This is a genomic window from Aquabacterium sp., assembly GCF_035476535.1.
Lineage (GTDB): Bacteria > Pseudomonadota > Gammaproteobacteria > Burkholderiales > Burkholderiaceae_C > Pseudaquabacterium.
In genome coordinates this window covers 1-26,177 of the sequence record NZ_DATILJ010000060.1, presented here as the reverse complement: position 1 = coordinate 26,177, position 26,177 = coordinate 1, and the positions used below count along the sequence as shown (strand labels likewise).

The 26,177-nt window shown below is 68.8% G+C and carries 21 protein-coding genes; 12 read left to right on the top strand and 9 right to left on the bottom strand.

All coding sequences use genetic code 11. The features are described 5' to 3' along the window. Nucleotides 1-282: 282 nt before the first annotated feature. Both VLK61_RS06195 and VLK61_RS06190 read left to right on the top strand, forming a co-directional pair. A complete protein-coding gene (locus VLK61_RS06195; RefSeq protein ID WP_325419332.1) occupies nt 283-1,170 on the top strand; it encodes a DMT family transporter in 888 nt (295 codons plus the stop codon). A 104-nt stretch (nt 1,171-1,274) separates the two neighbouring features. Beyond that, nucleotides 1,275-1,709 carry a universal stress protein gene (locus VLK61_RS06190; RefSeq protein ID WP_325419330.1) on the top strand — a complete coding sequence of 145 codons (435 nt, stop codon included), beginning with the start codon at nt 1,275-1,277 and terminating at the stop codon, nt 1,707-1,709. Nucleotides 1,710-1,745: 36 nt separating this feature from the next. Here the strand turns inward: VLK61_RS06190 and VLK61_RS06185 are convergent, their stop codons facing one another. The 3 genes from VLK61_RS06185 to VLK61_RS06175 form a co-directional block, all read right to left on the bottom strand. After that, a complete protein-coding gene (locus VLK61_RS06185) occupies nt 1,746-2,888 on the bottom strand; it encodes an HD-GYP domain-containing protein (RefSeq protein ID WP_325419328.1) in 1,143 nt (380 codons plus the stop codon). A gap of 76 nt (nt 2,889-2,964) precedes the next feature. Then, on the bottom strand, nt 2,965-3,741 hold the full coding sequence (locus tag VLK61_RS06180; RefSeq protein WP_325419326.1) for a ZIP family metal transporter: 777 nt from the start codon (nt 3,739-3,741) through the stop codon (nt 2,965-2,967). A 66-nt stretch (nt 3,742-3,807) separates the two neighbouring features. Further along, nucleotides 3,808-4,683, bottom strand: coding sequence for a dienelactone hydrolase family protein (locus tag VLK61_RS06175; RefSeq protein WP_325419324.1), 876 nt, complete (start codon nt 4,681-4,683; stop codon nt 3,808-3,810). A gap of 100 nt (nt 4,684-4,783) precedes the next feature. On the opposite strand from VLK61_RS06175, the gene VLK61_RS06170 reads away from it, so the two are divergent. Beyond that, nucleotides 4,784-6,301, top strand: coding sequence for a Ppx/GppA phosphatase family protein (locus VLK61_RS06170; protein ID WP_325419322.1), 1,518 nt, complete (start codon nt 4,784-4,786; stop codon nt 6,299-6,301). A gap of 12 nt (nt 6,302-6,313) precedes the next feature. On the opposite strand, the gene ggt is transcribed toward VLK61_RS06170, so the two are convergent. After that, on the bottom strand, nt 6,314-8,263 hold the full coding sequence (gene ggt / locus VLK61_RS06165) for a gamma-glutamyltransferase (protein ID WP_325419320.1): 1,950 nt from the start codon (nt 8,261-8,263) through the stop codon (nt 6,314-6,316). 151 nt (nt 8,264-8,414) lie between these two features. On the opposite strand from ggt, the gene VLK61_RS06160 reads away from it, so the two are divergent. Further along, nucleotides 8,415-9,506, top strand: coding sequence for a GlxA family transcriptional regulator (locus VLK61_RS06160; protein WP_325419318.1), 1,092 nt, complete (start codon nt 8,415-8,417; stop codon nt 9,504-9,506). Between the two features lie 12 nt (nt 9,507-9,518). Here VLK61_RS06160 and sixA read toward each other — a convergent pair whose 3' ends face one another. Genes sixA through VLK61_RS06145 form a run of 3 tightly spaced genes read right to left on the bottom strand, consistent with a single transcriptional unit; the run spans nt 9,519 to nt 12,942 of the window. Then, entirely contained in the window at nt 9,519-9,992 is a 474-nt protein-coding gene (gene sixA, locus VLK61_RS06155; protein ID WP_325419316.1) for a phosphohistidine phosphatase SixA, read from the bottom strand. A gap of 8 nt (nt 9,993-10,000) precedes the next feature. Continuing rightward, complete coding sequence (gene ppk1 / locus VLK61_RS06150) at nt 10,001-12,103, bottom strand: polyphosphate kinase 1 (RefSeq protein ID WP_325419314.1); 2,103 nt, start codon at nt 12,101-12,103, stop codon at nt 10,001-10,003. Then, nucleotides 12,100-12,942: a UDP-2,3-diacylglucosamine diphosphatase gene (locus tag VLK61_RS06145; RefSeq protein WP_325419312.1), complete on the bottom strand. Its 843-nt coding sequence runs from the start codon at nt 12,940-12,942 to the stop codon at nt 12,100-12,102. Before VLK61_RS06145 ends, ppk1 begins: the two co-directional genes overlap by 4 nt. 128 nt (nt 12,943-13,070) lie before the next feature. Here VLK61_RS06145 and VLK61_RS06140 point away from each other — a divergent pair, with 128 nt between their 5' ends. Both VLK61_RS06140 and VLK61_RS06135 read left to right on the top strand, forming a co-directional pair. Further along, entirely contained in the window at nt 13,071-14,645 is a 1,575-nt protein-coding gene (locus tag VLK61_RS06140) for a S10 family peptidase (RefSeq protein WP_325419310.1), read from the top strand. Next, on the top strand, nt 14,642-14,995 hold the full coding sequence (locus tag VLK61_RS06135; protein ID WP_325419308.1) for an EF-hand domain-containing protein: 354 nt from the start codon (nt 14,642-14,644) through the stop codon (nt 14,993-14,995). The genes VLK61_RS06140 and VLK61_RS06135 overlap by 4 nt, the downstream gene beginning before the upstream one ends. A gap of 16 nt (nt 14,996-15,011) precedes the next feature. Here the strand turns inward: VLK61_RS06135 and polA are convergent, their stop codons facing one another. Beyond that, nucleotides 15,012-17,801 carry a DNA polymerase I gene (polA, locus tag VLK61_RS06130; RefSeq protein ID WP_325419306.1) on the bottom strand — a complete coding sequence of 930 codons (2,790 nt, stop codon included), beginning with the start codon at nt 17,799-17,801 and terminating at the stop codon, nt 15,012-15,014. 71 nt (nt 17,802-17,872) lie between these two features. Here polA and VLK61_RS06125 point away from each other — a divergent pair, with 71 nt between their 5' ends. Beyond that, complete coding sequence (locus VLK61_RS06125) at nt 17,873-18,841, top strand: homoserine kinase (RefSeq protein ID WP_325419304.1); 969 nt, start codon at nt 17,873-17,875, stop codon at nt 18,839-18,841. Nucleotides 18,842-18,870: 29 nt separating this feature from the next. After that, the gene (locus VLK61_RS06120; protein ID WP_325419302.1) at nt 18,871-19,662 is read left to right on the top strand and encodes a BPSS1780 family membrane protein; all 792 of its coding nucleotides are present in this window, start codon (nt 18,871-18,873) and stop codon (nt 19,660-19,662) included. Nucleotides 19,663-19,686: 24 nt separating this feature from the next. Here VLK61_RS06120 and VLK61_RS06115 read toward each other — a convergent pair whose 3' ends face one another. Continuing rightward, complete coding sequence (locus VLK61_RS06115) at nt 19,687-22,080, bottom strand: UvrD-helicase domain-containing protein (RefSeq protein ID WP_325419300.1); 2,394 nt, start codon at nt 22,078-22,080, stop codon at nt 19,687-19,689. Nucleotides 22,081-22,127: 47 nt separating this feature from the next. Between VLK61_RS06115 and VLK61_RS06110 the strand changes: the two genes are divergently transcribed. The 4 genes from VLK61_RS06110 to VLK61_RS06095 all read left to right on the top strand — a co-directional run. Beyond that, on the top strand, nt 22,128-22,823 hold the full coding sequence (locus VLK61_RS06110; RefSeq protein ID WP_325419298.1) for a hypothetical protein: 696 nt from the start codon (nt 22,128-22,130) through the stop codon (nt 22,821-22,823). 18 nt (nt 22,824-22,841) lie between these two features. Continuing rightward, nucleotides 22,842-23,909 carry a patatin-like phospholipase family protein gene (locus VLK61_RS06105; protein ID WP_325419296.1) on the top strand — a complete coding sequence of 356 codons (1,068 nt, stop codon included), beginning with the start codon at nt 22,842-22,844 and terminating at the stop codon, nt 23,907-23,909. A gap of 127 nt (nt 23,910-24,036) precedes the next feature. Continuing rightward, the gene (locus VLK61_RS06100; protein ID WP_325419294.1) at nt 24,037-25,014 is read left to right on the top strand and encodes a GMP reductase; all 978 of its coding nucleotides are present in this window, start codon (nt 24,037-24,039) and stop codon (nt 25,012-25,014) included. A 186-nt stretch (nt 25,015-25,200) separates the two neighbouring features. After that, nucleotides 25,201-26,177: TonB-dependent receptor plug domain-containing protein (locus VLK61_RS06095; protein WP_325419292.1), on the top strand; the 977-nt coding region annotated here is incomplete at its 3' end.

Below are 26,177 nucleotides of genomic sequence, written 5' to 3'. Positions count from 1 at the left end.
AGTTGACTTCAAGATCTGCCTCGAACACGAAAAAAGCAGACGGTACCTTGGACCGTGGACAACGTGAGTACACGTTGCCCACCGCCCAGTCCTTCGACCATTGCCCACAGCCTGCCACCACTACGGCAGAAAGCCAAAAGGCCCGGCGCCAATACACTGGCCGCATCTACAACGGATCGACGCTCCGCGCGTCCCCGCGGTCAAGCCTCCCCAGGCTCATACCTCGTTTGGAAAAGACTGAGGGCTTCGCTTCAACAGTTGTTGGCTTGCGAGAATGCCACCATGCCTTCCGCCTTGTTGATCCTCATTTCCACGCTGCTGTTCGCCACCATGGGGGTGACCGTGAAGCTCGCTTCCGCGCACTACGGCACCGGCGAGATCGTGTTCTACCGTGGCTTGGTTGGCGCACTGCTGATGGCCTGGCTGGCGCGCGGCCGCGGCATCGCCTTGCGCACCACCGTGCCCGGCATGCACTTCTGGCGGGGTGTGTGCGGCGTGTGTGCGTTGACGCTGTGGTTCTATGCCATCGGCAACCTGCCGCTGGCCACCGCTATCACCTTGAACTACATGTCCTCGGTGTGGATGGCGCTGTTCCTGATCGGCGGCGCGGTGCTGATGGGCGCGGCCCGTGTCGATGGTCGCCTGGTGCTGACGGTGTTGCTGGGCTTTGCCGGCGTGGCGCTGATCCTGCGGCCGACGATCGAGCACAACCAACTCTGGCATGGCCTGACCGGGCTGCTGTCGGGCATGCTGTCGGCGATGGCCTATTTGCAGGTCACCGCCCTCGGCCGGGCCGGAGAGCCGGAGGTGCGGGTGGTGTTCTATTTCTCGCTGGGCGGCATGATCGTCGGCGCCTGCATCGCAGCCTTCAACGGCCTGCACGCGCACACGCTCCGGGGTGCGGCGCTGTTGTTGGCCACCGGCCTGCTGGCCACCGTGGCCCAGCTGCTGATGACACGTGCCTATGCCATCGGCAGGCCGCTGGTGAATGCCAGCCTGCAGTACATGGGCATCGTGTTCTCGTTCGGCTACGGTGTCTGGCTGTTCGACGATCCGATCACGGGCATGGCGATTGCCGGCATGGGCTTGATCGTTTGCGCGGGGGTCGGTGCCACGCTGTTGCGCGGCCAGGCCGCGCCCCAGTCGACCGCACCGACAGCAGAGTCGTGAAAGGCCCGATGGCTTGACGCGGCTCAAGGCGAGCATCATGGCCGGGAGCACACTGTGCTTGAGCCGGACCTGCGGTCCGGATCGGTCTTTCACAGGAGGTGACCATGTACAAGCGCATCCTCGTCCCCACCGACGGTTCAGACATCACCGGCAAGGCCGTGCAAACCGCCATCAGCCTGGCCAAGGTGACCGGTGCCTCGCTGGCCACCGTCAGCGTGAAGGAGCCCTTCCCGTACAGCGCGATCTCCGAAATGCAGCCGGTGCCGCCGCAGGAGTTCTACGACGCGCAGGAACGCATCGCCGCCGAGCGGGTGAAGGCCGTCGTCAACGAAGCCAATGCCGCCGGGCTGAACTGCGACGGCTACACCGTCGAGGCCTTGCATCCCTGGGAAGCCATTCTCGACCAGGCCAAGCAGCAGGGCTGCGATCTGATCGTGATGGCCTCGCACGGCCGCCGCGGCGTCACCGCCTTGCTGCTGGGCAGTGAAACCAACCGCGTGCTGACGCACAGCCCCTTGCCGGTGCTGGTCGTCAAGTAGCGCTTGACGCCATGCGGCCGTCGAGCCGCGTGGCGCTCACAAGGCCAGCGCTTCGGGATACAGCGCTTGCGGCGCAATGCGCAGCCGCGTGGCGGGCTCGGGCACGCTGGCTTGCACGGCATAGGCAGGCTGCGCGCTGTCGCGCATGCGCGGGGCAGGCAGCGCACGGCCCTGGGCATCGGTCAGCGTCGCGACCATCGGCGCATTGGCGCTGCTGCCGCGGCGCACCACGATGCCCAGTTCGGCCGACGCCAGCCGCACCAGGCAGCCCGGTGGATAGATGCCGAACGCCTTGATCAGCATCGCGGCCATCGGGTCGCCCGGGTTCTCCATGAACAACTGGCGCGCGGCCAGCTGGGCCGGCAAGGCCGGACGGGTCGCCCGGGCGCTGTGCTTGGCGGTGAACTGATCGGTCAGACGCAGCAGCTGCGACAGCGTGCCAGGCGTCAGGCGCCCCATCGGGTAACCGCCGCCGCCGTGGCGCTCATGGTGGTCTTCGACCGCGCTGAGCCAGGGCTCGTCGTCCAGCCCGGCGGCTCGCAGCATCATCGACGCCTGGTTCGGGTGCTCGTGGATCTGCTCGCGCTGGCGCCGCGTCAGCGGCGTGGTCTGGCAGGCCAGCCGCCCCTGCAGCTCAATGATGGCCAGGTTCATCGTCAAGGCGGCACCGATCGCACGCTGGCGATCGTCCGCGTCCCAGCCCAGCCGCTGCGCCAGCAGGCTGCAGATGCAGGCCACATGCAGCGCGTGGGTGGTGCCGTAGTGCTCGAACTGGCCATGGTCCTGCCGCAGGATCAGGAATAGCAGCAGATCGGTGTTCATCTCGCTCAGCGCGTGCACGTGCAACGCGGCGTCGCGCACCCGCTGCAGAAAGTGGCGTTCGCGCGGGCTTGAGAGCACGGCGGCCAGGTTGGCGCACAGCCTGTCCCAGCGTTCGAACGGTGTGCCGGCGAGGGGTGACGGGGCCGGTGCGGGTACCGGCGCCAGCGCGGCCGCATTCGCCGCTTCCTGCGCATCGACGAAGACACCGCGGTCCAGCAGGGCCTGCAGCATCTCCTCGCTGCCAACCAGGTGGCCCTTGCCCAGCAGCAGATTGCCGCGCTGGTCGCGCACGCCCCAGGGCAAGGGCTGGCCTGGGGCGAGGCCATCCTTCAACTCGACCAACGGCAGCAGCTTCATCAGGGTGGGTGGTGCAAGAAACGAGGTCTCTGTCTCGTCTTATCGGCACACCGGCCGGTCCCTGAAGCGCCCGGCCTCAATGACCGTGCAACAAACTGCGTGCCAGCACCACCAGCGCCAGGCCGGCGCCGATCCAGGCCAGCTGCGCCAGCGTCGAGCGCCAGGGCAGCCGGCGCTGCAACTGCGGCAGCAGGTCCGCCACGGCGACGTAGACAAAGCTGCTGCTGGCGGCCACCAGCAGGTACGGAAACAGCGCTTCCCAGGGCCCGACGATGAAGTAGCCCAGCACCCCGCCGACCACCGACGACAACCCCGACAGCGCGTTGTACAGCAACGCCTTGCCGCGGCTGAAACCGGCGTTCAGCAGCACGATGTAGTCGCCCACCTCCTGCGGAATCTCGTGCGCGATGATCGCCGCCGCCGTCACCAGCCCCAGCTGGGTATCGGCCAGGAAGGCCGCCGCGATGATGATGCCGTCGCAGAAGTTGTGGATGCTGTCGCCCACCAGCACGCTCCAGCCGCCACGGCCGGCCTGCTCGGCATCGAAATGGTGATGGTGCTCGTGGCCGTCGCCCTCGTGGTGATGGCCATGGCGGTAGAGCTCGGCCTTCTCGAGCAGGAAGAAGAACAGCAGGCCGCTCAGCAAGGTGATGAACAAGCGGTTCGGGCTGACCTGCGATTCGAAGGCTTCCGGCAGCACATGCAGCAGCGCCGTGCCCAGCAGCACGCCGACCGACAGGCTGACCAGGTGCTGCACCAGGCGCCCCAGCAGGGCCACGGTCAGCGAAGCCGCGATGACCACCGACAGCACGCCGCCGGCGGTGGTTGCAAGCACGATGTAGAGCAGGGTCATCGATGACACACAAAAACCGCGCCTGCAGAGGCGCGGTCGGGAGGAACAGGGGAACTCAGGGCAGCATCATGCAACGCCCTGGGCCTTGAACCAGGCCAGGCAGCGTTTCCAGCCATCCTCGGCGGCTTCCTTGCGGTAGCTGGGTCGGTAGTCGGCATGGAAGGCATGCGGCGCGTCCGGGTACACCAGGAACTCCGAGCGCTTGGCCGCGGCACTGCCACTGGCGAGGGCTGCTTTCATCTTATCGACCGTGTCAAGCGGGATGCCGCCGTCCTGCCCACCATAGAGGCCCAGCACCGGCCCGTTCAGCTTGGCTGCCAGGTCCACCGGGTGGGCGGGCGTCAAGGCCGAGGCCGCGCCCACCAGCCGGCCGTACCAGGCGACGCCCGCCTTCACCGCCGGGTTGTGCGCGCTGTACAGCCAGGTGATGCGGCCGCCCCAGCAGAAGCCAGTCACTGCCAGCTTCGACGCATCGGCGCCCTGTCCACGCGCCCAGGCCACGGTGGCGTCCAGATCACCCATCACCTGGGCATCGGGCACCTTGTTAACCACCTCGCTGATCAGCTTGGCGATCTCGCCATACGAACCCGCGTCGCCTTGCCGGACGAAGAGTTCGGGCGCGACGACGTAGTAACCCTGTTTCGCGAAGCGCCGCGCGACGTCGGCAATGTGCTCGTGCACCCCGAAGATCTCGCTGATCAGCAGGATCACCGGCGCATTGCTCTTGCCGGCCGGCGCGGCGCGGTAGGCCGGCATCTTGAAGTCGCCGACGGGGATGGTCACCTCGCCCGCGACCAGCCCCTCGGTGCTGGTCTTGATCACCGTCTGCGCCATCACCGGCAGCACCGCGGCGGCAAAGCCGGTGCCCAGGCTGCCGCGCACAAAATCGCGCCGGCTGAAGTCCCGTGACGGGGCGAGGCTATCGACATCCTGCTGCAACATGCATCTCTCCTGGGTTGCGGACCACGCGGCGCATTCTAGATAGAGCGCTCCTGCGCAGCCTCGACAGGCCATGCGGGTTTAGCCGCTACGATCCTGCCCCATGCCTTCCCGCCTTCCGCGCGCCAGTGCGCCCCTGGCTGCCATCGACATGGGGTCGAACAGTTTTCGACTCGAGATCGGTCAGCTGCAACACGGCCGCTATCGCCGCATCGCCTACCTGAAAGAGACCGTGCGCCTGGGCGGCGGGCTGGACGCGAACGGCTACCTCACCGAAGAAGCCGCCCAGCGCGGCCTGGCCTGCCTGGCACGCTTTGCCGAGCGGCTGCAGGGCTTCGAAGCGGCGCAGGTGCGGGCCGTCGCCACTCAGACGTTGCGCGAAGCGCGCAACCGCGACGCGTTCCTGGTGCGTGCCGAAGCCGCACTGGGCATGCCGATCGAGGTGATCTCGGGCCGCGAGGAGGCGCGCCTGATCTACGCCGGCGTGGCCCATCTGCAGCCCAGCGATGCGACGCGGCTGGTCATCGACATCGGCGGCCGCAGCACCGAGATGATCCTCGGCCAGGGCCGCGTGCCGCTGGCGGCCGAATCCTTCAAGGTCGGCAGCGTCAGCCTGTCGATGCGCTGGTTTCCCGAGGGCCGCTTCACCGAGCGGATGTTTCGCGATGCCCAGGTGGCCGCCGGCGCCGAACTGGAGGAAGCATTGCAGCCCTTTGCGCCGCAGCACTGGCAGGTCGCGCTGGGCTCCTCGGGCACCGTGGGCGCCGTGTCGCAGGTGCTGCAGGCCGCCGGCCTCAGCGACGGTGCCGTCACGCCCGACGGCCTGCGCTGGTGCATTGCGCAATGCCTGGCGGCCGGCCAGGTGGACAAGCTCAAGCTGCCCTCGCTCAGCGAAGACCGCAAGGCCATCATCGGCGGCGGACTGTCGCTGCTGTACACGCTGGTCACGCATTTCGGCATCGAGGCACTGCAGCCGGCCAAGGGCGCGCTGCGGCAAGGCGTGATCGTCGACCTGCACGAGCGCCACGCCAGTCAACGCAAGGCCGGCAGCGGCGACATGCGTGATCATTCGGTGGCCGAGCTGCAATCCCGCTTCGGCATCGACACCGCGCACGCCGCGCGGGTGCGCAGCGTCGCCGCCGCGCTGTTCAGCAGTGCGCTGCCCCAAGCGGACGATGAAACGCTGCGCGAACTGGGCTGGGTCTGCGAACTGCACGAGATCGGCCTGATGGTCTCGCACCACGACCACCACCGCCACAGCGCCTACCTGCTGGCGCATGCCGACGCGCCGGGCTTCAGCCAGAGCCAGCAGCGGCGCATGGCCGACCTGGTGCTCGGCCAGCGCGGCGGCTTGCGCAAGATCGAGGCCCAGCTGTGCAACGAGCAGTTCGCATGGCAGGTGCTGACGCTGCGCTTGGCCGTTATCCTGTGCCATGCCCGCACCGCCGTGGATGCCCATGCCTTGCGCCTGGTGCGCAGCGGCAAACAGGCGGTGCTGAACTTCGATGCGGCCTGGGCCCATGGCCATCCACGCACGCTGCACCAGCTGCGGGAAGAGGCCGAGGCCTGGGCGCGCGTGGAGTCACCCCGCTTGGTGCTGGCCTCCAGCGGCGACGCCTGACCAGGGGCAGGCCTACTGCACGCCGGCTACAGTGCCTTCGCGGCGCTTGTCGGCAGCACCGTACTTCAGGCCGGTGGTCCAGTCGATCACCAGCGCCTGGGCCGACAGGTTGGCGCCGTTGGCTTCATTGCCCGAGCACGGCGGCATGCCGATCGCCGGCTCGCGCATCGCGTTGACGGCACTCACGACGCTGGCCGAGAACGCCGGAGTCGGCACGAAACCGGTCGGCGTGAAGGGACCGGTTTCGCAGAACACCGCGTCGTTGGTGCGGGCCGAGATGCGCGGCGCATCGATGGCCTGTTCCACGCTCATGCCATGGTCGATCAGGTTGCTGGTGATCTGCACCACCGCGTTGATGATCTTGGCGCCACCGGCCGAGCCCATGGCTGCAAAGGGCTTGCCGTCCTTGAGCAGCAAGGTGGGCGTCATGCTGCTGCGCGGGCGCTTGTACGGCGCCGCGTCGTTGGCGCCGATGTCGCCGCTGGCCAGGTTGAAGGTCGGCGGCCAGTTGAAATCGGTCAGCTGGTTGTTCAGCACGAAGCCGTAGCCCGGCACCACGATGCCGGAGCCGAACAGCGATTCCACCGTGGTGGTGTAGCTCACCACGTTGCCCTCCTTGTCGGCCACCACGAAGTGCGTGGTGTGCGCACCTTCACGCGGGTCGGCCGCCGCCGGGCGCGTGGTGATGGCGGCGGCGGCCACGTCGCGCGGGAACGGGTTGCCCGGCTTGATGGCGGCAAGGCCCAGCGCCGTCTCCAGCTTGATCAGCGCACCGCGTGCTGCCAGATAGCCGGCGTCCAGCAAGCCGGTGACCGGGACCTTGACGAAATCGGCATCACCTTCGTAGGCATTGCGGTCGGCAAAGGACAGGCGCATGCCTTCGATCAGCACGTGCAGTGTGTTCTTCTCGCCAAAGCCGTAGCCCTTGCTCTTGTCGCCCAGCGGGAACTGCTCGAGCATCTTCAGCTGCTGCAGCACGGTGATGCCGCCGCTCGACGGCGGCGGCATCGTGGCCACGGTGTAGCCGCGATAGCTGCCCATCAGCGGCTGGCGGATCGCCACGTTGTAGTTCGCCAGGTCGGCCAGCGTCATGCTGCCGGCCGCCCCTTGCGTCAGCGCGCTGCCGGCAGCGCCGGTGGTCGTGGCACGCCCTTGCGCTTCGACAATGGCCCGCGCGAGCTCGCCTTTGTAGAACGCATCGGGTCCCTGCGCCGCGATGAGCCTGAAGGTCTTGGCCAGATCGGGCTGCTTGAACAGATCGCCCTGCTTCAGCGGTACGCCGCCGGGGCGGAACAGCGCAGCGGTCTCGGGCTGCAGGTTCGTCATCTGGAAGCCGCGATCGCTGGTGTTGACGACGTCGGCGGCCAGCATCGGCCCCACGGTGAAGCCGGCCTCGGCCAGCGCCGTTGCGGGTTCGAGGGTCTTGGCCAGGCTCCAGCTGCCCCAGTTCTTCAGCGCCGTGCTGAGCAATCGCAGCGTGCCCGGCACACCCACCGAGATGCCGGTGGTGGAGGCATCCTCGAAGCTGAGTGCACCGAACATCGTCGGCGTGGCCGCCGCGGGCGCCTTCTCGCGGCCGTCGATGACCGTGACCCGGTTCTCCTTGGCGAGGTAGACGACCATGAAGCCGCCGCCGCCGATGCCCGAGCTCTGCGGCTCCACGGCGTTCAGCGCGAACTGGATCGCGGCGGCCGCATCGATGGCATTGCCGCCGTTCTTCAGCACCTCAGCGCCGACCTTGGCCGCCAGCGGGTTGGACACGGCCACCACGCCGTTGGCATAGCCGGTGGCGGACGCCGCGACACCGGGCGTGGCCGGTGAAGTTGTCGCGGGTGTGACAGGTGGCGACGGATCGTTGTCGCCGCTGCACGCGGCCAGGCCGGCCAGCGCACAGGCTGCCAGCGGCGCGGCGAGCCACCGTCGGGTCGTCGAAGTGCGGGGTAGGTATCGGTGTGCGAGCACGGGATCTCCGGTGATGTCGGGCGCGCATCGAAGCAATGTCGCGTGCCAGTCACTGTAGGGAGATGCCTTTGCCGTGTATTGCAGGCGCTTTCCGAAGAATTGAACGTTTGCGACATTGCTGGCTGGCGCCGGCTCGGGCAGCATCCACAGGATGGAGAAGCCATCAAGACGAACCGGTGCGCACGCCGGTGTCGCAAAGCGGGCGCCACGCGGTGCGCCGGCGCAGAGCGTCGTCGAGCGGCTGGACACGCAATCCGCCAGCGCGCGTGCCGGTGTCGAGCTGTCGGTGGCCATCCTGCTGTGGCCCCGCTTCCCGCTGCTGTCGCTGGCGGGCCTGAGCGACGCGCTGCGCCACGCCGCCGACATCGGCGACCAGAGCCGCCAGCTGCGCTGCAGCTGGACCGTGCTGGGCGTGGGCTCGGAATCGGTGCTGTCGAGCTGCGGCGTGGCCGTGCCGGTGCAGACCCCGCTGCGGGCGGCGCCGGCTTTCGACTACCTGGTGGTGATCGGTGGCTTGCTGTCGGAAATGGACGCTGCTGATCCACGTTATGCGGACTACCTGATCGCCACCGCCGCGCGCGGCGTGCCGCTGATCGGCCTGTGCACCGGCAGCTTCGTGCTGGCCCGCCACGGCCTGATGGACAACAGCGTGGCCTGCGTGCACCCCTTCCATGTGCCGGACTGGAAAGCCCGCTTCCCGCGCCTGCGCCATGTCACCGACACCGACTTCCATGTCGACGGCAAACGCCTCACCGTGGCCGGCGGCACGTCGGTGATCGCCTTCGCGGCGCAGCTGATCCGCGACCATTGCGGCCCGGACCGCGCCGCCAAGGTCGTGCACCAGATGACGGTGACGCCGGCCGAAGGCCGGTCCTACATGGATCGGCGCGGCGTGCTGGGCTATTCCGGCTTCGACAGCGAACGCGTGCGGCGCGCGGTGATGCTGATGGAAGACCACCTGTCGGCGCCGCTGAACATGGCCACCATTGCCGGGCTGTTGAACTGCAGCACGCGCCAGCTGGAGCGCCAGTTCGTCAGCGAGACCGGCGCCACGCCGGCCGACTACTACCGCCAGATGCGGCTGCGCTACGGCCGCTGGATGCTGACCGCCGGCAACACCCCTCTCAGCGCCGTGGCCTACGAATGCGGCTTCGCCGATGCGGCGCATTTCATCCGGCACTTCCAGCGCGAGTTCGGCGTGTCGCCGGGCGTTTTCCGACGCCAGGTCGGCAGCGCAGGGTGAACGCAGCGGCCTTCAGAGCTTCTCCGGCGTCCTCACCGACACCAGCACCACCTCCGGCACGCCCTCGCGCACACGGTACCTGAGCCACCAGGCCGCCCCTTTCTTCACGCCCCAGGCCGGCGCCTGCACGGCATCGGCGCCGGCCATCAGGTAGGCGGCCGTCTGGCCCAGCGTCGGCTGGTGGCCGACCACCAGCACCGGCTCGCGACTGTCCGGCCAGCGTGCCGCCGTCAGCAGCTGACTGGGGCCAGCGCCGGGCGCCAACCCATCCACCAGGCGGTACTTGCGGCCCAGCGCATCGGCGGTCTGCCGCGTGCGCAGCGCCGGGCTGACCAGCACGCGCGTGCTCTCGGGCAGGAAGCGGTTCAGCCACTCGGCCATGCGCTGGGCTTGCTTGCTGCCTCGCAAGGTGAGCGGCCTCTCGAGGTCGTCTTCGTCGGTCGATGCATCACGGGCTTCGGCATGACGCCACAGGATCAGGTCCATGTCGATGTTCAGCCTGCCGATCCGTAACGCGCCATCAGCGCCGCCTGCGCGCTCTCGCCCTGCTCGGCCACGCGGTGGTAGCTGCCGTCGCTGGCCTGCGACCAGGCGTCGCGTTCGTCGTGCAGGTAGGGGACCAGGCATTCATCGATCACGCGCTGGCGCAATCGCGCGTCGCGCACGCTCCAGGCCAGCTCGATGCGGCGAAACATGTTGCGGCCCATCCAGTCGGCGCTGGACAGGTACAGCACCTCGTCCTCGTCGCTGGCGCCCCAGCGGAAATAGATCACGCGGGTGTGCTCGAGAAATCGCCCGACGACGGAGCGCACGCGCACGCGGTCGGTGAGGCCCGGCAGCCCCGAGGGCAGCATGCACGCGCCACGCACGATCAGGTCGACCTCGGCGCCGGCCTGCGCGGCGGTGACCAGCGCGCCAATCAGCGCCGGATCGGTCAGCGCATTGAGCTTGACGACGATGCGCGCCGGCCGGCCCTGCCGCGCCGCTTCGGCCACATCGGCCATGTGGGCCATCAGCTTGCGGTGCAGCACGAACGGTGCGGTGAGCAGGTGGCGCTGCGAGCGCACGCGCGTCAGGCTGGTGAGCTGGTGGAAGACGGCGTCGGCATCGGCGGTGAGCTGGGGGTCGGCGGTGAGCATGCCGGTGTCGGTGTACAGCCGCGCGGTCTTCGGGTTGTAGTTGCCGGTGGACAGGTGCACGTAACGCCGCAGCACCGTGCTACCGCGTGGGCCGGGTTCACGCCGTGTTACCAGCAGCAGCTTGGCATGGGTCTTGAAGCCGACGATGCCGTAGACCACCTGCGCACCCACGGCTTCCAGGCGCTCGGCCCAGTTGATGTTGGCCTCTTCGTCGAAGCGCGCTTTCAGCTCGACCACCACGGTCACTTCCTTGCCGCGGCGCGCGGCATCGATCAGCAGCTCCATCAGCACCGACTCATTGCCGGTGCGGTAGATGGTCTGCTTGATCGCCAGCACCTCGGGGTCGTGCACCGCTTCGCGCAGGAACTGCACCACCGGCTCGAAGCTCTCGAACGGATGGTGCAGCAGCACATCGCTGTGCTGCAGTTGCGCGATGATCGATTCGCCGCGCGGCAGCTGGTCCTGCGGCCAGGCCGGCTCGAAGGGCGGAAAGCGCAGCGCCGGCGCTTCGACCTGGTCGATCAGCTGGTTCAGCCGCACCAGGTTCACCGGGCCGTTGACACGGTAGAGCGCCGCTGCGGGCAGATCGAACTGGTCGAGCAGAAAGCGCGACAAGGCCTCGGGGCAGCTGCGCACCACCTCGATGCGGATGGCCTGGCCGAAGTGGCGCGTCGTCAGGCCCGTGCGCAGCGCCTGGCGCAGGTTGGCGACGTCTTCCTCGTCGACCTCGAGGTCGGAATCCCGCGTCACGCGGAACTGCGAAAACGCGTCCACCGGCCGGCCGCCGAACAGCGTTTCCAGGTGCGCACGGATCACGCTGGTCAGCAGCACGAAGCCCTGCGTGCCGGGCGGGCACAGCGCACGCGGCAGCGCAATCACGCGCGGCAGCACGCGCGGCACCTTGAGGATGGCAATCGCGTTCTCGCGGCCGAAGGCATCCTTGCCACCCAGGTGCATGATGAAGTTCAGCGACTTGTTGGCTACCATCGGGAACGGATGTGACGGGTCCAGCCCCACCGGCACCAGCAGCGGGCGCACCTGCGCTTCGAAGAAGCGCGACACCCACTCGCGCTGCGCCGGGTTGCGCTCGGCATGGTTCAGGATCACGATGCCTTCGCGCTGCAGCGCCGGCATCAACTCGTCGTTGAACACCGCGTACTGCGTGTCGATCAAGGCATGCGCATCGGCCGCCACCGAGCGCAGCGCGTCGCGGTGCGGGCCGCCGCCCGGCGCTTCTCGCATGGCGTCCAGCGCATCGGCAAAGCGCACTTCGAAGAACTCGTCCATGTTGGACGAGACGATGGTGATGTAGCGCAGCCGCTCCAGCAGCGGCACATCCGTGCGGCTGGCCTGCGCCAGCACGCGGCGGTTGAATTCGAGGATGGCCTGTTCGCGGTTCAGCAGCGGCGGCAGGGCGCGCTGGGTGACGCCGGCATCTTGGGGGGCGGCTTCGATCATGAAACCAGTCTATGACGCTTGTGCGACAGCACCGTGACAGCCGGTGCCTGCGCCCGTGACCAGTCCAGGATCTGCAGCCGGCCGTCCGCATGCTCGGCCAGCGCGGTCAGGCTTTCGACCCAGTCGCCGTCATTACAGTACAGCACGCCATGGATCTCACGCATCTCGGCATGGTGGATGTGGCCGCAGACGACACCCTGCACGCCGCGCTTGCGCGCCTCCCGCGCCACCGCGGCCTCGAAATCGCTGACATAGCTGACGGCGCGCTTGACCTTCAGCTTGAGGTACTTCGACAAACTCCAGTACGGCAGGCCCAGCCGGGCGCGGGCGCGGTTCAGCCAGCGGTTGAGCTTGAGCGTGAACTCGTACAGCGAGTCCCCGAGGTAGGCCAGCCAGCGGGCGCACTGCACCACGCCGTCGAACAGGTCGCCGTGCGTGATCCACAGCTTGCGGCCGTCGGCCAGCTGGTGCACGCAGTCCTCGACGACGTCGATGCCGCCGAAGTTGTGACCCAGGTAGCGCCGTGCGAATTCGTCGTGGTTGCCGGGCACGAAGACCACCCGCGTGCCCTTGCGCGCCTTGCGCAACAGCTTCTGCACCACGTCGTTGTGCGATTGCGGCCAGTACCAGCTGCGGCGCAGCTGCCAGCCGTCGATGATGTCGCCGACCAAGTAGAGGGTCTCGCACTCCACCGTGCGCAGGAAGTCCAGCAGCGCCTCGGCCTGGCAACCCGGCGTGCCGAGGTGGATGTCGGAAATCCAGACCGTGCGGTAGTGCAGGTGTCCGGGTTCGTCGGCTGGTCTATCGGCTGGTTTTTCGGCGATGGGCGGTGCGCGCATGGCCCGGCATGTTCGGGGCCGGCGGTGACGCCCGCGCGGCGCCGCGATGACGCGGCGATGACAGCCCACGAAGGGCAGGAATGCCCGGGCTTGGTGGGCGCCGCACAAGCTGCCATCATGATCACCCGATGAACACCCCGCGCCTGCTGCCGATGCACCACCGCCCTGCCCTGCGCCTGCTGCCGCTCACGCTGGCGGCCATGGCCGTGCTGGCCCTGGCGGCCTGCGGCGGCGGCGGCGGGGGCGATGCGCCGCCACCCAGCACGCCGGCGATCACCGACAGCACCGCCTATTCCACCGACCCGAACGCCAGTCTGGCCGTGGCCAGCGAAGCCAAGGCGGTGACGCAGCAGCGCCTGGTGCTGGCCAGCGGGGCCATCGACTACACCGCCACCGCCGGCCACCTGACCGCCAACGATGTGGCCAGCGGCACGCCGCAGGCTTCGTTCTTCTACGTGGCCTACACCGCCAACGGCGGCAATGCCAGCACCCGCCCGGTGACCTTCTTCTACAACGGCGGGCCCGGCTCGGCCTCGCTGTGGCTGCACCTGGGCTCCTTCGGCCCGAAGCGGCTGGTGACGAACATGCCCAGCAACCAGCTGGTTTCGTCCTTCGCGCTGGTGGACAACACCGAGAGCCTGCTCGACGTCAGCGACCTGGTGTTCGTCGACGCGGTGGGCACCGGCCAGTCGCAGGCCATTGCACCGGCCACCAACCGCAGCTTCTGGGGCGTCGATGCCGACGCGCGGGTGTTCCGCGACTTCATCGCCCGCTACATGGCGGTGAACGGCCGCGGCGCGTCGCCGCGCGTGGTGTTCGGCGAGTCCTACGGCACGCTGCGCTCGGCCATCCTGGCCGAGGAACTGGAGGCCTCGGGCGTGGGCGTCGACGGCGTGGTGCTGCTGTCGTCGGTGCTGGACTACAACAGCAACTGCGGCGTGGTCGACGACCGGCGCTACAGCTGCGGCGGCTACCTGCCCAGCTACGCGGCCACCGGCGCCTACCACCAGCGCGTGCAGCCGGTGCCGGCCGACACCGCGGCCTTCGTGCTGCAGGCAGTGTCGTTTGCCGACGAGCGCTATGGCCCGGCGGTAGCGGCCTACATCGCCGGCAGCGCGCCGCCGGCCACGCTGCTGGCCGACCTGGCGGCGCTGACCGGCACGACGCAGACGCTGTGGCAAAGCCAGTTCAACCTGGGTCCGGACACCTTCCGCGACAACTTGCTGCCCGGCCAGTTGATCGGCCGCTACGACGCACGCATCTCGGGCCTCACCGGCGGCCCGCTGGCGGCGGACGGCGACCCGTCGCTGACGGTGATCGAGGCTCCCTTCATCACGGCCACGCGCGACTACCTGCGCCAGGGCCTGGCCTACACCAGCCAAGCCGGCTACACCAGCTTCAGCAACGCCATCAACTTCTGGCAATGGGCGCACGACGGCAAGTCCCTGCCCGATGCCGTGCCCGACCTGGCCGCCGCGATGACGCTGAACCCGCGGCTGCGCGTGCTGTCGCTGAACGGCCACCACGACCTGGCCACGCCCTTCCACCAGACCGTGCTCGACCTGCGCCGCCTGGGCCCGCAGCCGCGCATCACCGTGCAGCATATTCCCGGCGGCCACATGACCTACCTGGACGACAGCGCGCGCCGCCAGCAGCGCACCGTGCTGGCCGATTTCTACCGCAGCCTGAGGACCGCCCCATGAAGCGCCTGATCTGGCTGGGCCTGCTGGCCGCGCTGCCGGGCAGCGTGCTGGCCGCCGATGAGTCCATGGCCCGCCGCGCCGACCCCTGGGTGCCGCCAGCCGCTCGCATTCGCAGCACCGAGCCGCCCACCGAGGGCGCGGCACTGCAGGCCCAGGTAGCAGCCAAACTGCGCCAGCGCTTCGATGCCGCTGACTCTGGCCGTTACGGCAGCATCACCCGCGATCAGGCCCAGCGCGCCGGCCTGGGCTTCGTCAGCCGGCACTTCGACCAGATCGATGCGCGGCGCAGCGGCAGCATCAGCTTCGACGAGCTGCAGCGCTACCTGGCGCGACGCGATGCCGAGCGTTGAGCCCCACGCCCTGCGCTCAATGCGCCTGATCCCAGTTGGGCCCCACGCCCACTTCAGCCAATAGCGGCACGCTCAACTGCGCGACACCGGCCATCAGCTTCGGCACCTCGGCCTTGGCCCAGTCGAGTTCGTCCTCCGGCACCTCGAACACCAGTTCGTCGTGCACCTGCATCACGATCGCCGTGCGCCGCTGCTGCGCGTCCAGCGCGCCCTGCACGGCAATCATCGCCAGCTTGATCAGGTCGGCCGCCGTGCCCTGCATCGGCGCGTTGATCGCCTGGCGCTCGGCGCCCGAGCGGCGCGGCCCGTTGCCACCGCGGATGTCCGGCAGCTCGATGCGGCGGCCGAACAGCGTCTCGACATAACCGCGCTCGGCCGCTTGCGCCTTGGTCTCGTCCATGTAGCGCTTGACGCCGGCGAAGCGCGCGAAGTAGCGGTCGATGTAGTCGCGCGCCGCCTTCTGCTCGATGCCCAGCGACTGCGCCAGCCCGAACGCGCCCATGCCGTAGATCAGCCCGAAGTTGATGGTCTTGGCATAACGCCTTTGTTCGCTGGAGACGGCATCGGGCGCGATGTTGAAGACCTCGGCCGCGGTGGCGCGGTGCACGTCCATGCCTTCGGCGAAGGCCTTGGTCAGCCCCGGGTCGCCGCTGATGTGGGCCATGATGCGCAGCTCGATCTGCGAGTAGTCGGCCGAGACGATGACATGCCCCGGCGGCGCGATGAAGGCCTCGCGCACGCGCCGGCCTTCGGGCGTGCGGATGGGGATGTTCTGCAGGTTCGGGTCGTTGCTGGACAGCCGCCCGGTCACCGCCACCGCCTGCGCGTAGTTGGTGTGCACACGCCCGGTGTCCGGGTTCACCATCAGCGGCAGCTTGTCGGTGTAGGTGCCCTTCAGCTTCGACAGGCCGCGGTGCTCCAGGATGGTGGCCGGCAGCGGGTAGTCGGCGGCCAGTTCCTGCAGCACCTCTTCATCGGTGCTGGGCGCGCCGGAGGCGGTCTTCTTCTTCACCGGCAGCCCGAGCCGGTTGAACAGGATCTCGCCGATCTGCTTGGGCGAGCCCAGGTTGAAGGGTTGGCCGGCGATCTCGTAGGCCTTCTGCTCGAGCTGCAGCATGCGCTCGGCCAGCTCGCGGCTTTGCTGCGCCAGTTGCGCGCCGTCGATCAGCACGCCATGGCGCTCGATGCGCGCCAGCAGCGCCGACACCGGCATCTCGATGTCCTGGTACACGCGCAACAGCCCCGGCTCGGCGGCGATACGCGGGTACAGCACCTGGTGTACCTGCAGGGTCATCTCGCTGTCTTCGCCGCTGTACTGGGTGGCGCGCTCGATGTCGACCTGCGAGAACGGGATCTGGTTCACGCCCTTGCCGCACAGGTCTTCGTAGCTCAGGCCCTTGCGGCCCAGGTGGCGGTCGGCCAGCTTTTCCAGGCTGTGCGCCAGGTGCGCTTCGAAGACATAACTCTGCAGCAGCGTGTCATGCCGCCAGCCGCGCACGGTGATGCCGTGGTTGGCCAGCACATGGGTGTCGTACTTGATGTTCTGGCCGACCTTGGCGGCGGCTTCGTCCTCCAGCCAGGGCCGCAGCGCGGCCAGCACCTCGTCCAGCGGCAGCTGGTCGGGCGCGCCGGGGTGGTCGTGGCGCAGCGGCACGTAGGCCGCTTCGCCCGGCGTCACCGCGAACGAGATGCCGACGATGCGCGCACGCATCGGGTCCAGCGAATCGGTCTCGGTGTCCAGCGCCGACAGCCCGGCCTGCTGCAGCAAACCGATCCAGTGCTGCAGCCGCTCCATCGTGAACACCGATTCGTAGTGGCGCTTCAAGTCCGAGGAATCCGGCGGCAGCGGGGCCGCGCTGCTGGACCTACCGTCGGCGACCGTGCCCACCGCAGCCGGCGCGGGCGCAGCCGCTACGCCCAGCTCGGCCTCCAGTTCCTTGCGCAGGGCGCGGAAGCCGTAGCGCTGGTAGAAGTCCAGCAGCCCGGTGCGGTCGACCTCGCGCAGGGCCAGCGATTCGACCGCCGGCCAACCCGGCACATGGTTCGCCAGGTCGCAATCGGTGACGATGGTGATCAGCCGCCGGCCCTGCGGCAGCCAGTCCAGCGCCTTGCGCAGGTTCTCGCCGGCGGCGCCCTTCATGCCGGCCGCCGCGGCCATCACGCCGTCCAACGAGCCATGCTCGGCGATCCACTTCGCCGCGGTCTTGGGGCCGACCTTGTCGACGCCGGGCACGTTGTCCACCGTGTCACCGATCAGCGTCAGGTAATCGATGATGCGATCCGGCGGCACACCGAACTTGGCCTTCACGCCGTCGATGTCGAGGCGCTCGTTGCTCATCGTGTTGATCAGCGTGACCTGCTCGTTGACCAGCTGCGCCATGTCCTTGTCGCCGGTCGAGATGATCACGCGGTGGCCATGCGTCACGCCGATGCAGGCCAGCGTGCCGATCGCGTCGTCGGCCTCGATGCCGGGCACCGCCATCATCGGCCAGCCGAGCAGGCCCACCACTTCGTGGATCGGCTCGATCTGCTGGCGCAGGTCGTCGGGCATCGGCGAGCGGTTGGCCTTGTACTCGGGATACCACGCGTCGCGGAAGGTGGGGCCCGGTGCGTCGAACACGCACACCGCGTGGCCGGCGCCGACATCGTCGCGCAGCTTGCGCATCATCGCGACGAAGCCGTGGATCGCGCCGGTCGGAAAGCCTTCCGGCCCGCGCAGGTCCGGCAGCGCGTGGTACGCGCGGTACAGGTAGCTGGAGCCATCGACCAGCAGCAGCGTTGGTGGGTTGGCAGTGGGTTCGTTCATCGCGCGATTGTGCGTCGGTAGAATCCCGCCGATGAGGTGTTGCGCCATCACGCGTTCCTGAACTGGCTGTCATGGCGGTCTTCACGCAAATCACTGCCGGTGACGCCGGCGCCCTGCTCGCCCGGCTGGATGCCGGCGAATTCGTGGCCATGCACGGCATCGGCGCGGGCATCGAGAACACCAATTATTTTGTCGATTCGAGCACCGGCCGCTGGGTGCTGACGGTCTTCGAACGCCTGAGCTTCGAGCAACTGCCGTTCTACCTGCGACTGATGCAGCACCTGGCCCGCCATGGCCTGCCGGTGCCCGAGCCGCGTGCCGATGCCAGCGGCGAAGTGCTGCACAGCCTGGCCGGCAAGCCCGCGGCGCTGGTCAATGCGCTGCCCGGCCATCACCAGCTGGCGCCCGACCTGCACCACTGCGCACAGGTCGGCCACCTGCTGGCCCGCATGCACCTGGCGGTGGCCGACTTCTCCCTGCAGCAGCCCAACCTGCGTGGGCTGGACTGGTGGCTGGCGATGGCGCCGCAGCTGCTGCAGCACATCGATGCGCCGCAGCGCGCGCTGCTGATCGACGAACTGGCCTTCCAGCAGCAGGTGGCCGAGTCAGCGGCCTACCAGGCCCTGCCGCGCGGCGCGGTGCATGCCGACCTGTTCCGCGACAACGCGCTGTTCGACGGCCTGCCCGGCCATGAAAAGCTCACCGCCTGCTTCGACTTCTATTTCGCCGGCACCGACAGCTTCGGCTACGACCTGGCGGTGTGCCTGAACGACTGGTGCATCGACCTGGACTCGGGCCGGCTCGACGAAGCCCGCGCCAACGCGATGGTGCAGGCCTATGAACTCGAGCGGCCGCTGGGTGCCGGTGAAGTGCGGCTGATGCCGGCCCTGCTGCGCGCCGCCGCGCTGCGCTTCTGGCTGTCGCGCCTGGGCGATCTGCACCTGCCGCGTGAGGCCGAATTGCTGCAGCCCAAGGACCCGCTGCACTTCGAACGCGTGCTGCGCGAACGCATCGCCACGCCCTGGCATCCCGCACGCTGAGCATGGGCTTGCAACTCCGTCGAGTCGACATGCCCCGCGGCCAAGCCTGGCTGCGCCAGGGCATCCAGACCTTCCTGCGCCGGCCGCTGGGCTTTGTCGCGCTGTTCCTGACCTACCTGCTGCTGATCGTGGTGCTGGGGGTGATTCCGCTGGTCGGCGCCGTGCTGGCGGCGGCCACGGTGCCGCTGCTGTCGCTGTCGTTCATGCTGGCCACCGAAGAGGTGCTGCAGGGCCGCTCGGTGCGGCTGTCGCAGGTGTTCGCGCTGTGGCGCGAGCCGCCGCGCGCCCGCCGCGCGATGCTGCTGCTGTGCGCGGCCTACGGCCTGGCGACGATGGGCATCACCGCGTTCACGTTCTGGATCGGCGGCGATGAGCTGGTCCAGGCGCTCAAACCCCTGGGCCAGGCCACGGTCAGCGCGCAGGAGCTGATGGCGGTGTTCTCCAGCGGCGCGGTGGCGCAGATGGCGAACTGGATCACCGGCCTGATGGCGCTGATCGCCGTGCCCTACTGGCATGCGCTGGCGCTGGTGCACTGGGGCGGCCAATCGGCCGGCCAGGCCTTGTTCTCGAGCACCATCGCGCTATGGCGCACGCGCGGCGCGTTCATGATCTACGGCCTGTCGTGGCTCGGCTTCACGCTGCTCGGCAGCCTGCTGACCGGCCTGGTCAGCGCGCTGCTGTCGGCACTGCTCGGTGCCCCGGCCCTGGGCCTGCTGCTGGCGCTGCTGATCATGGTCGGCTTGAGCGCGGCGTTCTACACCTCGCTGTGGTTCATCTTCGCCGACACCTTCGGCGTCGGCGAGCCCCCCACCGCAGGCTGAGCCTGCGAGCTCAGGTCACCGGCGTCAGCTTGGCACCGGCGTCAGCTTGGCAATAGACAGCGCCAGCCACTTCGCGCCATGGCGGCTGAAGTGCACATGGGCCCGTGCATCGGCCCCGTTGCCTTCGAGCGTCAGCACCACGCCTTCGCCGAACTTGGTGTGGAACACCGATTGGCCGACGCGCAGGCCGTGGGCCGGCGGCGTCTTCGACACCATGGGCGGCGGTGGCGGCGCGGCATAAGCCGGCCGACCTTCGACGCGCCCGGCGCCGACCACTGAACCCAGGCCGGAGCCGCGTGCCCAGGCGCTCTGGTACTCCCGCGCATAACCCGAACCGAAGCCCTGGTTCTTCGGCGTCAGCCACTTCAGCGCGCCTTCGGGCAGTTCGTCGAGGAAACGGCTCTTCACGTTGTAGCGCGTCTGGCCGTGCAGCAGCCGGGTCTGGCTGAAGCTCAGGTACAGGCGTTGGCGCGCGCGGGTGATGGCCACGTACATCAGCCGTCGTTCCTCTTCCAGCCCATCGGCGTCGGACAGCGAGTTCTCGTGCGGGCACAGGCCTTCTTCGAGGCCGGTGATGAACACGCAGTCGAACTCCAGGCCCTTGGCCGCGTGCACCGTCATCAGTTGCACCGCGTCCTGCCCGGCCTGGGCCTGGTTGTCGCCGGCTTCCAGCGCGGCATGGGTCAGGAAGGCGGCCAAGGGCGACAGGATCTCGCCGGTTTCGGCGTCGGGCGCCAGGTCCACGGCGGCGATGGCGGTGGGCGTACCGTCGGCGATGGTGCCCGGCGAGGTCTCGTCGATCGGCAGCGCCACCGCATCCTTGCCAAAGCCCTCCTGCGTGACGAAGGCCTCGGCCGCGTTGACCAGTTCCTGCAGGTTCTCGATGCGCTCGGCGCCTTCCTTCTCGCTGCGGTAAAACTCGATCAGGCCGCTGACACGCAGCACCTCGTCGATGATCTCGCGCAGCGTCAGGCCGCGCGTGCGCTCGCGCAGGCCCTCGACCAGCGCATTGAACGCCGCCAGGTTGGCGCCGGCCTTGCCGGCCACCGCGCCCACGCTCTGGAACAGGCTGCGTGCACTGTGGCGCGCCGCGTCCTGCAGCGTCTCGACGCTGCGCGCGCCGATGCCGCGCGCCGGGAAGTTCACCACCCGCAGGTAGGAGGTGTCGTCGTTCGGGTTCTCGATCAGACGCAGATAGGCCAGCGCATGCTTGACCTCGGCACGCTCGAAGAAGCGCAGGCCGCCGTACACCCGGTACGGGATGCTGGCGTTGAACAGCGCACTTTCGATCACACGGCTTTGCGCGTTACTGCGGTACAGCACCGCGATCTCACTGCGCCGGATGCCGCTGCGGTGCAGCTGCTGCGCTTCTTCCAGCAGCCATTGCGCCTCGGCGTAGTCGCTGGTGGCTTCGCTCACGCGCACCGGCTCGCCGGGGCCGGCCTCGGTGCGCAGGTTCTTGCCCAGGCGCCGGCTGTTGTGCGCGATCAGCGCATTCGCCGCATCGAGGATGTTGCCGAAGGAACGGTAGTTGCGCTCCAGCTTGATCACTCGCTCGACGTGGTACTCCCGTTCGAAATCGGCCATGTTGCCGACCTGCGCGCCGCGAAAGGCGTAGATGCTCTGATCGTCGTCGCCGACCGCGAACACGCCCTGCTGTCCGCCGGGCGGCGCGAACATCTGCAGCCAGCGGTACTGCAGCCGGTTGGTGTCCTGGAACTCGTCGACCAGGATGTGCTGGAAACGCCGCTGGTAGTGCTCGCGCAGCGAGGTGTTGTCGCGCAGCAGCTCGTAGGTGCGCAGCATCAGCTCGGCGAAATCGACCACGCCTTCGCGCTGGCACTGGTCTTCATAGGCCTGGTAGACCTCGATCATCTTGCGCGTCTGCGGGTCGACCGCGGCCACGTCCTTGGGCCGCAAGCCGTCTTCCTTGCTGCCGGCGATGAACCAGCTCACCTGCTTGGGCACGAAGCGCTGCTCGTCCAGCTGCATCGCCTTGATGATGCGCTTGACCGCCGACAGCTGGTCCGCCGAATCGAGGATCTGGAACGACTGCGGCAGCGCCGCCAGCTTCCAGTGCGCGCGCAGGAAGCGGTTGCACAGGCCATGGAAAGTGCCGATCCACATGCCGCGCACAGCCACCGGAAGCATGGCTTGCAGGCGAGTCAGCATCTCCTTGGCGGCCTTGTTCGTGAAGGTCACCGCCATCAGGCCGCCCGGCGAGACCTGGCCGGTGGACATCAACCAGGCGATGCGCGTCGTCAGCACCCGCGTCTTGCCCGAACCGGCGCCAGCCAGGATCAGCGCCGGCTTGGCCGGCAAGGTGACGGCGGCCAATTGCTCCGGGTTCAGGTTGTGCAGCAGGCTGCCGGCACCGGTGGCCGGCGCGCTATCGTGGTGGGAATCGGCATCGTGCATCGCGGGATTCTAGGAGCCGCTCCCGGCGCGCCCGCCACAATGCGGCGATGCACCGCTTCCTGCCCTGCTTAGCACTGATCGCCGCCTGCGCCGCCAGCGCTTCCCCGGCAGCGCCGGGCTGCCCGCGCAACAACGCGCCGGTGACCGAGCGCTTCATCAGCGCCGATTGCCCCGACTGCTGGGCCGCCGCCCAGGGCGCGGACACGCCGGCCGGCTGGCTGTTCGACTGGATCACGCCTGCGGCGCAAGGCCCTGACGCCGAGCTGGCCGCGGCCGCACCCCTCGAAGCCCGGGAACGAGCCGAGCGTGCCGGCGCCGCGCCGCCGCCGGGTGGCGAGAAGCGGGTGTCGCCCGGGTCCGGCGAGCGGCAGGCGTCACCGCAGCGCCGAACCCGATTGCCTGGCCCAAAGCTGCAGGTGCAGTCCGGCCCGGCCTGGAACGGCTACTTCGGCCTGCAACTCGACGTGCGCGGCACGCTGCCGGCCGGCAGCAGCGGCTGGCTGGCGCTGGTGGAGATGCTGCCGGCCGGCAGCGAAGGTTCGCGCATCGAGCGGCAGCTGGTGCGCTCGGTGGCCGGCCCGCTGCCGCTGGACGGTGCCGGCAGCCCGCGCGGCCTGCGCCACCTGCGCGCACTGCGCTGGCCCGAGAGCGCGCAGCCCACTCGCCTGCAAGCCCGCGGCTGGATCGAAGGGCCCGATGGCCGCCTGCTCGCGGTCGCGGCCGACCGCTGCGCCGCGCACTGAACCGGCCCGGCCTGCAACGTGCCGACCTGGCCCCTGATCCCGCGCCGGTCGCCCAGCCTGGCGCTGGCGCTGCAAGGCGGCGGCGCGCATGGCGCTTTCACCTGGGGCGTGCTCGACGCCTTGCTCGAACACGGCCCGATGCCGATCACCGCCATCAGCGGCACCAGTGCCGGCGCGATGAATGCCGTGGTGCTGGCGCAGGGCCTGCTCGATGGCGGGCGGGACGGCGCTCGCGCCGCGCTGGCGCGCTACTGGGATGCGGTGGGCAGCCAGCCGGCCTTCGAGTGGCTCACGCAAGGCGAAGGCGAACACACCACGCTGACGCCGGCGGCGCGCTGGTGGATGCGCTGGTCGCAGCAGCTGTCGCCGTACCAGCGCCTGGGGCAGGATGCCAACCCCTTGCGCGAGATCCTGGCCGCGCAGGTGGACTTCGCCCGCCTGCGGCAGCAGCGCGACGTGCGGCTGTTCATCGCCGCCACGCAGGCCAACAGCGGCCGGCTGCGGCTGTTCACCACAGGCGAGCTGAGCATCGATGCGGTGCTCGCCTCGGCCTGCCTGCCGACGCTGCAGAAGGCCGTGCTGATCGACGGCGAGCCGTACTGGGACGGCGGCTTCAGCGCCAACCCGGCGGTGTCGCCGCTGATCCACGACAGCGGCGCCAGCGACCTGCTGCTGGTGATGCTCAGCCCCTGGGCCTACGGTGCGCTGCCGACCACCGCCGCCGAGATCCAGCTGCGCGCGATGGACATCGGCTTCAACGCCGCGTTCCTGCGCGAGATGCGCGCGCTGGCCGAAAACAGCGCCCGGGCCGGCCGGCAGTGGTGGCGCGCCGGCAGCGACGCCCGACTGGCGCGCCTGAACTGGCACGTGGTGGATGGCCATGACGCGCTGGCCTCGTTGTCCGGCGACAGCCGCTTGATCGCGCACCGCCGCTTCCTCGAGCACCTGCGCGATGCCGGCCGCGCCCGCACCGTCGCCTGGCTGGCGGAGCACGGCAGCGCGCTGGGCCGGCGCAGCAGCGCTGACCTCGGCGCGCTGTTCGGCAGCGATGCCCCGCCCCCCGGCCTGCGCCCACTGACTGCGTAGAATCGGCCACCGGGCCCAAATTCTGGCGCCCGGTCTTCCGCCCGCACCGTCGCATCCGCTCGACGGCTTCGTGGGCAGCACCGGGCCCCAGGTCAAGCGCTCGCAGCCTTTTCGCTACGGAGCCCCCATGGAAATCTTCGACTACGACAACATCCTGCTGCTGCCGCGCAAGTGCCGCGTCGACAGCCGCGCCGAGTGCGACACCTCGATGGAATTCGGCGGCCGCCGCTTCAAGCTGCCGGTGGTGCCGGCCAACATGAAGACGGTGGTCGACGAGGCCATCACCGAGCACCTGGCCGCCAGTGGCCACTTCTACGTGATGCACCGCTTCGACCTGGACACCGTGGCCTATGCCAGGCGCATGCGCGACAAGGGCCTGTTCGTGTCCATCAGCTCGGGCGTCAAACCCTTCGACGCGGCGGTGATCGACCGCCTGGCCGCCGAGGGCGTGGGTGCCGACTACATCACCATCGACATCGCGCATGGCCATGCCGAGAGCGTGCGCCGCATGATCGAGCACATCAAGCAGAAGCTGCCGCAGGCCTTCGTGATCGCCGGCAATGTCGGCACGCCGGAAGCCGTGATCGACCTGGAGAACTGGGGCGCCGACGCCACCAAAGTCGGCATCGGCCCCGGCAAGGTTTGCATCACGCGGTTGAAGACAGGCTTCGGCACCGGCGGCTGGCAACTCTCTGCGCTGAAGTGGTGCGCGCGGGTGGCGACCAAGCCCATCATTGCCGACGGCGGCATCCGCCACCACGGCGACATTGCCAAGAGCGTGCGCTTCGGCGCGGCGATGGTGATGGTGGGCTCCCTGTTCGCCGGCCATGAGGAGTCGCCCGGCCTGACGGTGGAGGTCGACGGCAAGCGCTACAAGGAGTACTACGGCTCGGCCAGCGACTTCAACAAGGGCGAATACAAGCACGTCGAGGGCAAGCGCATCCTGGAGCCGATCAAGGGCCACCTGACCGACACGCTGCGCGAGATGCGCGAAGACCTGCAGAGCTCGGTCAGCTACGCCGGCGGGCGCACGCTGGCCGATTTGCGCAAGGTGAATTACGTGGTCCTCGGCGGCGAAAACGCCGGAGAGCATCTGTTCATGTGACCGGCCGGCGCCGGGCCCGGCCCGGCGTTTGTTCTGCGCAACATGGCGAGGGCATGTCATCGCTCGCCTGGAGGTCGACATGCAGAATGAAATGCTGCTGTCATGTTCGCCGGCCCCGCCGGCGCCGCATGCGGCACGTAGCTTGCGTTCCGCGCCGCCGCACCCATTCAAACAGGAATTTCATCGATGCATCGCCCCGCCTTTGCCCACCATCCCTTGGCCGCCGCGCTGGCGCTCGCCTTCGCCGCCCCGGCCTTTGCACAGACCGCCGAGCCGGTCGAAGCGGGCAAGCTACAAACCATCACCGTGACGGCCGAGCGCCGCACCGAAAACATCAAGGACGTGCCGAGCGCGGTGTTCTCGCTGTCCGGCGAGAAGCTCGACGTCATCAACTCCAGCGGCCAGGACGTGCGCATGCTGTCGGGCCGCGTGCCGAGCCTGAACATCGAATCGTCCTTCGGCCGCGCCTTCCCGCGCTTCTACATCCGCGGCTACGGCAACACCGATTTCCGCAGCAATGCCTCGCAGCCGGTCTCGCTGATCTATGACGACGTGGTGCAGGAGAACCCGATCCTGAAGGGCTTCCCGGTGTTCGACGTCGCCGCAGTGGAAGTGCTGGCCGGCCCGCAAGGCACGCTGTTCGGCCGCAACACGCCGGCCGGCGTGGTCAAGTTCGATTCGGTCAAGCCGTCGAAGAAGCAGAACGCCTACGCCAGCATCTCGGCCGGCACCTTCGGCACCGTGAATGCCGAAGGCGCGGGCAACATCCAGCTCGGCGAGAGCGGCGCAATGCGCATCTCGGCGCAGGTGCAGCACCGCAACGACTGGGTCACCAACACCGTCGCGAATGCCCAGACCCGCGAACTCGAAGGCTACGACGACCGCGCCATCCGCCTGCAGGCGCTGTTCACGCCGAGCAAGGACTTGACGGCCTTGTTCAACCTGCACAACCGCAACCTGGAAGGCTCGGCCCGGCTGTTCCGCGCCAACATCATCAAGAAGGGCAGCAACGACCTGGTCGACGGTTTCGACGAGCGCACGATCTCGACCGACGGCAAGAACGAGCAGGAACTCGAGAACACCGGCGGCAGCGCACGGCTGACCTGGGCGCTGGGCGACATCCGGCTGCATTCGATCACCGGCTTCGAGACCGTCAACGCCTA

What these genes read in the sequence shown, in the direction of transcription:
- VLK61_RS06195 (WP_325419332.1), top strand. Translation starts at nt 283, where the DNA reads ATGCCTTCCGCCTTGTTGATCCTCATTTCCACGCTGCTGTTCGCCACC.
- VLK61_RS06190 (WP_325419330.1), top strand. Translation starts at nt 1,275, where the DNA reads ATGTACAAGCGCATCCTCGTCCCCACCGACGGTTCAGACATCACCGGC.
- VLK61_RS06185 (WP_325419328.1), bottom strand. Translation starts at nt 2,888, where the DNA reads ATGAAGCTGCTGCCGTTGGTCGAGTTGAAGGATGGCCTCGCCCCAGGC.
- VLK61_RS06180 (WP_325419326.1), bottom strand. Translation starts at nt 3,741, where the DNA reads ATGACCCTGCTCTACATCGTGCTTGCAACCACCGCCGGCGGCGTGCTG.
- VLK61_RS06175 (WP_325419324.1), bottom strand. Translation starts at nt 4,683, where the DNA reads ATGTTGCAGCAGGATGTCGATAGCCTCGCCCCGTCACGGGACTTCAGC.
- VLK61_RS06170 (WP_325419322.1), top strand. Translation starts at nt 4,784, where the DNA reads ATGCCTTCCCGCCTTCCGCGCGCCAGTGCGCCCCTGGCTGCCATCGAC.
- VLK61_RS06160 (WP_325419318.1), top strand. Translation starts at nt 8,415, where the DNA reads ATGGAGAAGCCATCAAGACGAACCGGTGCGCACGCCGGTGTCGCAAAG.
- sixA (WP_325419316.1), bottom strand. Translation starts at nt 9,992, where the DNA reads ATGGACCTGATCCTGTGGCGTCATGCCGAAGCCCGTGATGCATCGACC.
- ppk1 (WP_325419314.1), bottom strand. Translation starts at nt 12,103, where the DNA reads ATGATCGAAGCCGCCCCCCAAGATGCCGGCGTCACCCAGCGCGCCCTG.
- VLK61_RS06145 (WP_325419312.1), bottom strand. Translation starts at nt 12,942, where the DNA reads ATGCGCGCACCGCCCATCGCCGAAAAACCAGCCGATAGACCAGCCGAC.
- VLK61_RS06140 (WP_325419310.1), top strand. Translation starts at nt 13,071, where the DNA reads ATGAACACCCCGCGCCTGCTGCCGATGCACCACCGCCCTGCCCTGCGC.
- VLK61_RS06135 (WP_325419308.1), top strand. Translation starts at nt 14,642, where the DNA reads ATGAAGCGCCTGATCTGGCTGGGCCTGCTGGCCGCGCTGCCGGGCAGC.
- polA (WP_325419306.1), bottom strand. Translation starts at nt 17,801, where the DNA reads ATGAACGAACCCACTGCCAACCCACCAACGCTGCTGCTGGTCGATGGC.
- VLK61_RS06125 (WP_325419304.1), top strand. Translation starts at nt 17,873, where the DNA reads ATGGCGGTCTTCACGCAAATCACTGCCGGTGACGCCGGCGCCCTGCTC.
- VLK61_RS06120 (WP_325419302.1), top strand. Translation starts at nt 18,871, where the DNA reads ATGCCCCGCGGCCAAGCCTGGCTGCGCCAGGGCATCCAGACCTTCCTG.
- VLK61_RS06115 (WP_325419300.1), bottom strand. Translation starts at nt 22,080, where the DNA reads ATGCACGATGCCGATTCCCACCACGATAGCGCGCCGGCCACCGGTGCC.
- VLK61_RS06110 (WP_325419298.1), top strand. Translation starts at nt 22,128, where the DNA reads ATGCACCGCTTCCTGCCCTGCTTAGCACTGATCGCCGCCTGCGCCGCC.
- VLK61_RS06100 (WP_325419294.1), top strand. Translation starts at nt 24,037, where the DNA reads ATGGAAATCTTCGACTACGACAACATCCTGCTGCTGCCGCGCAAGTGC.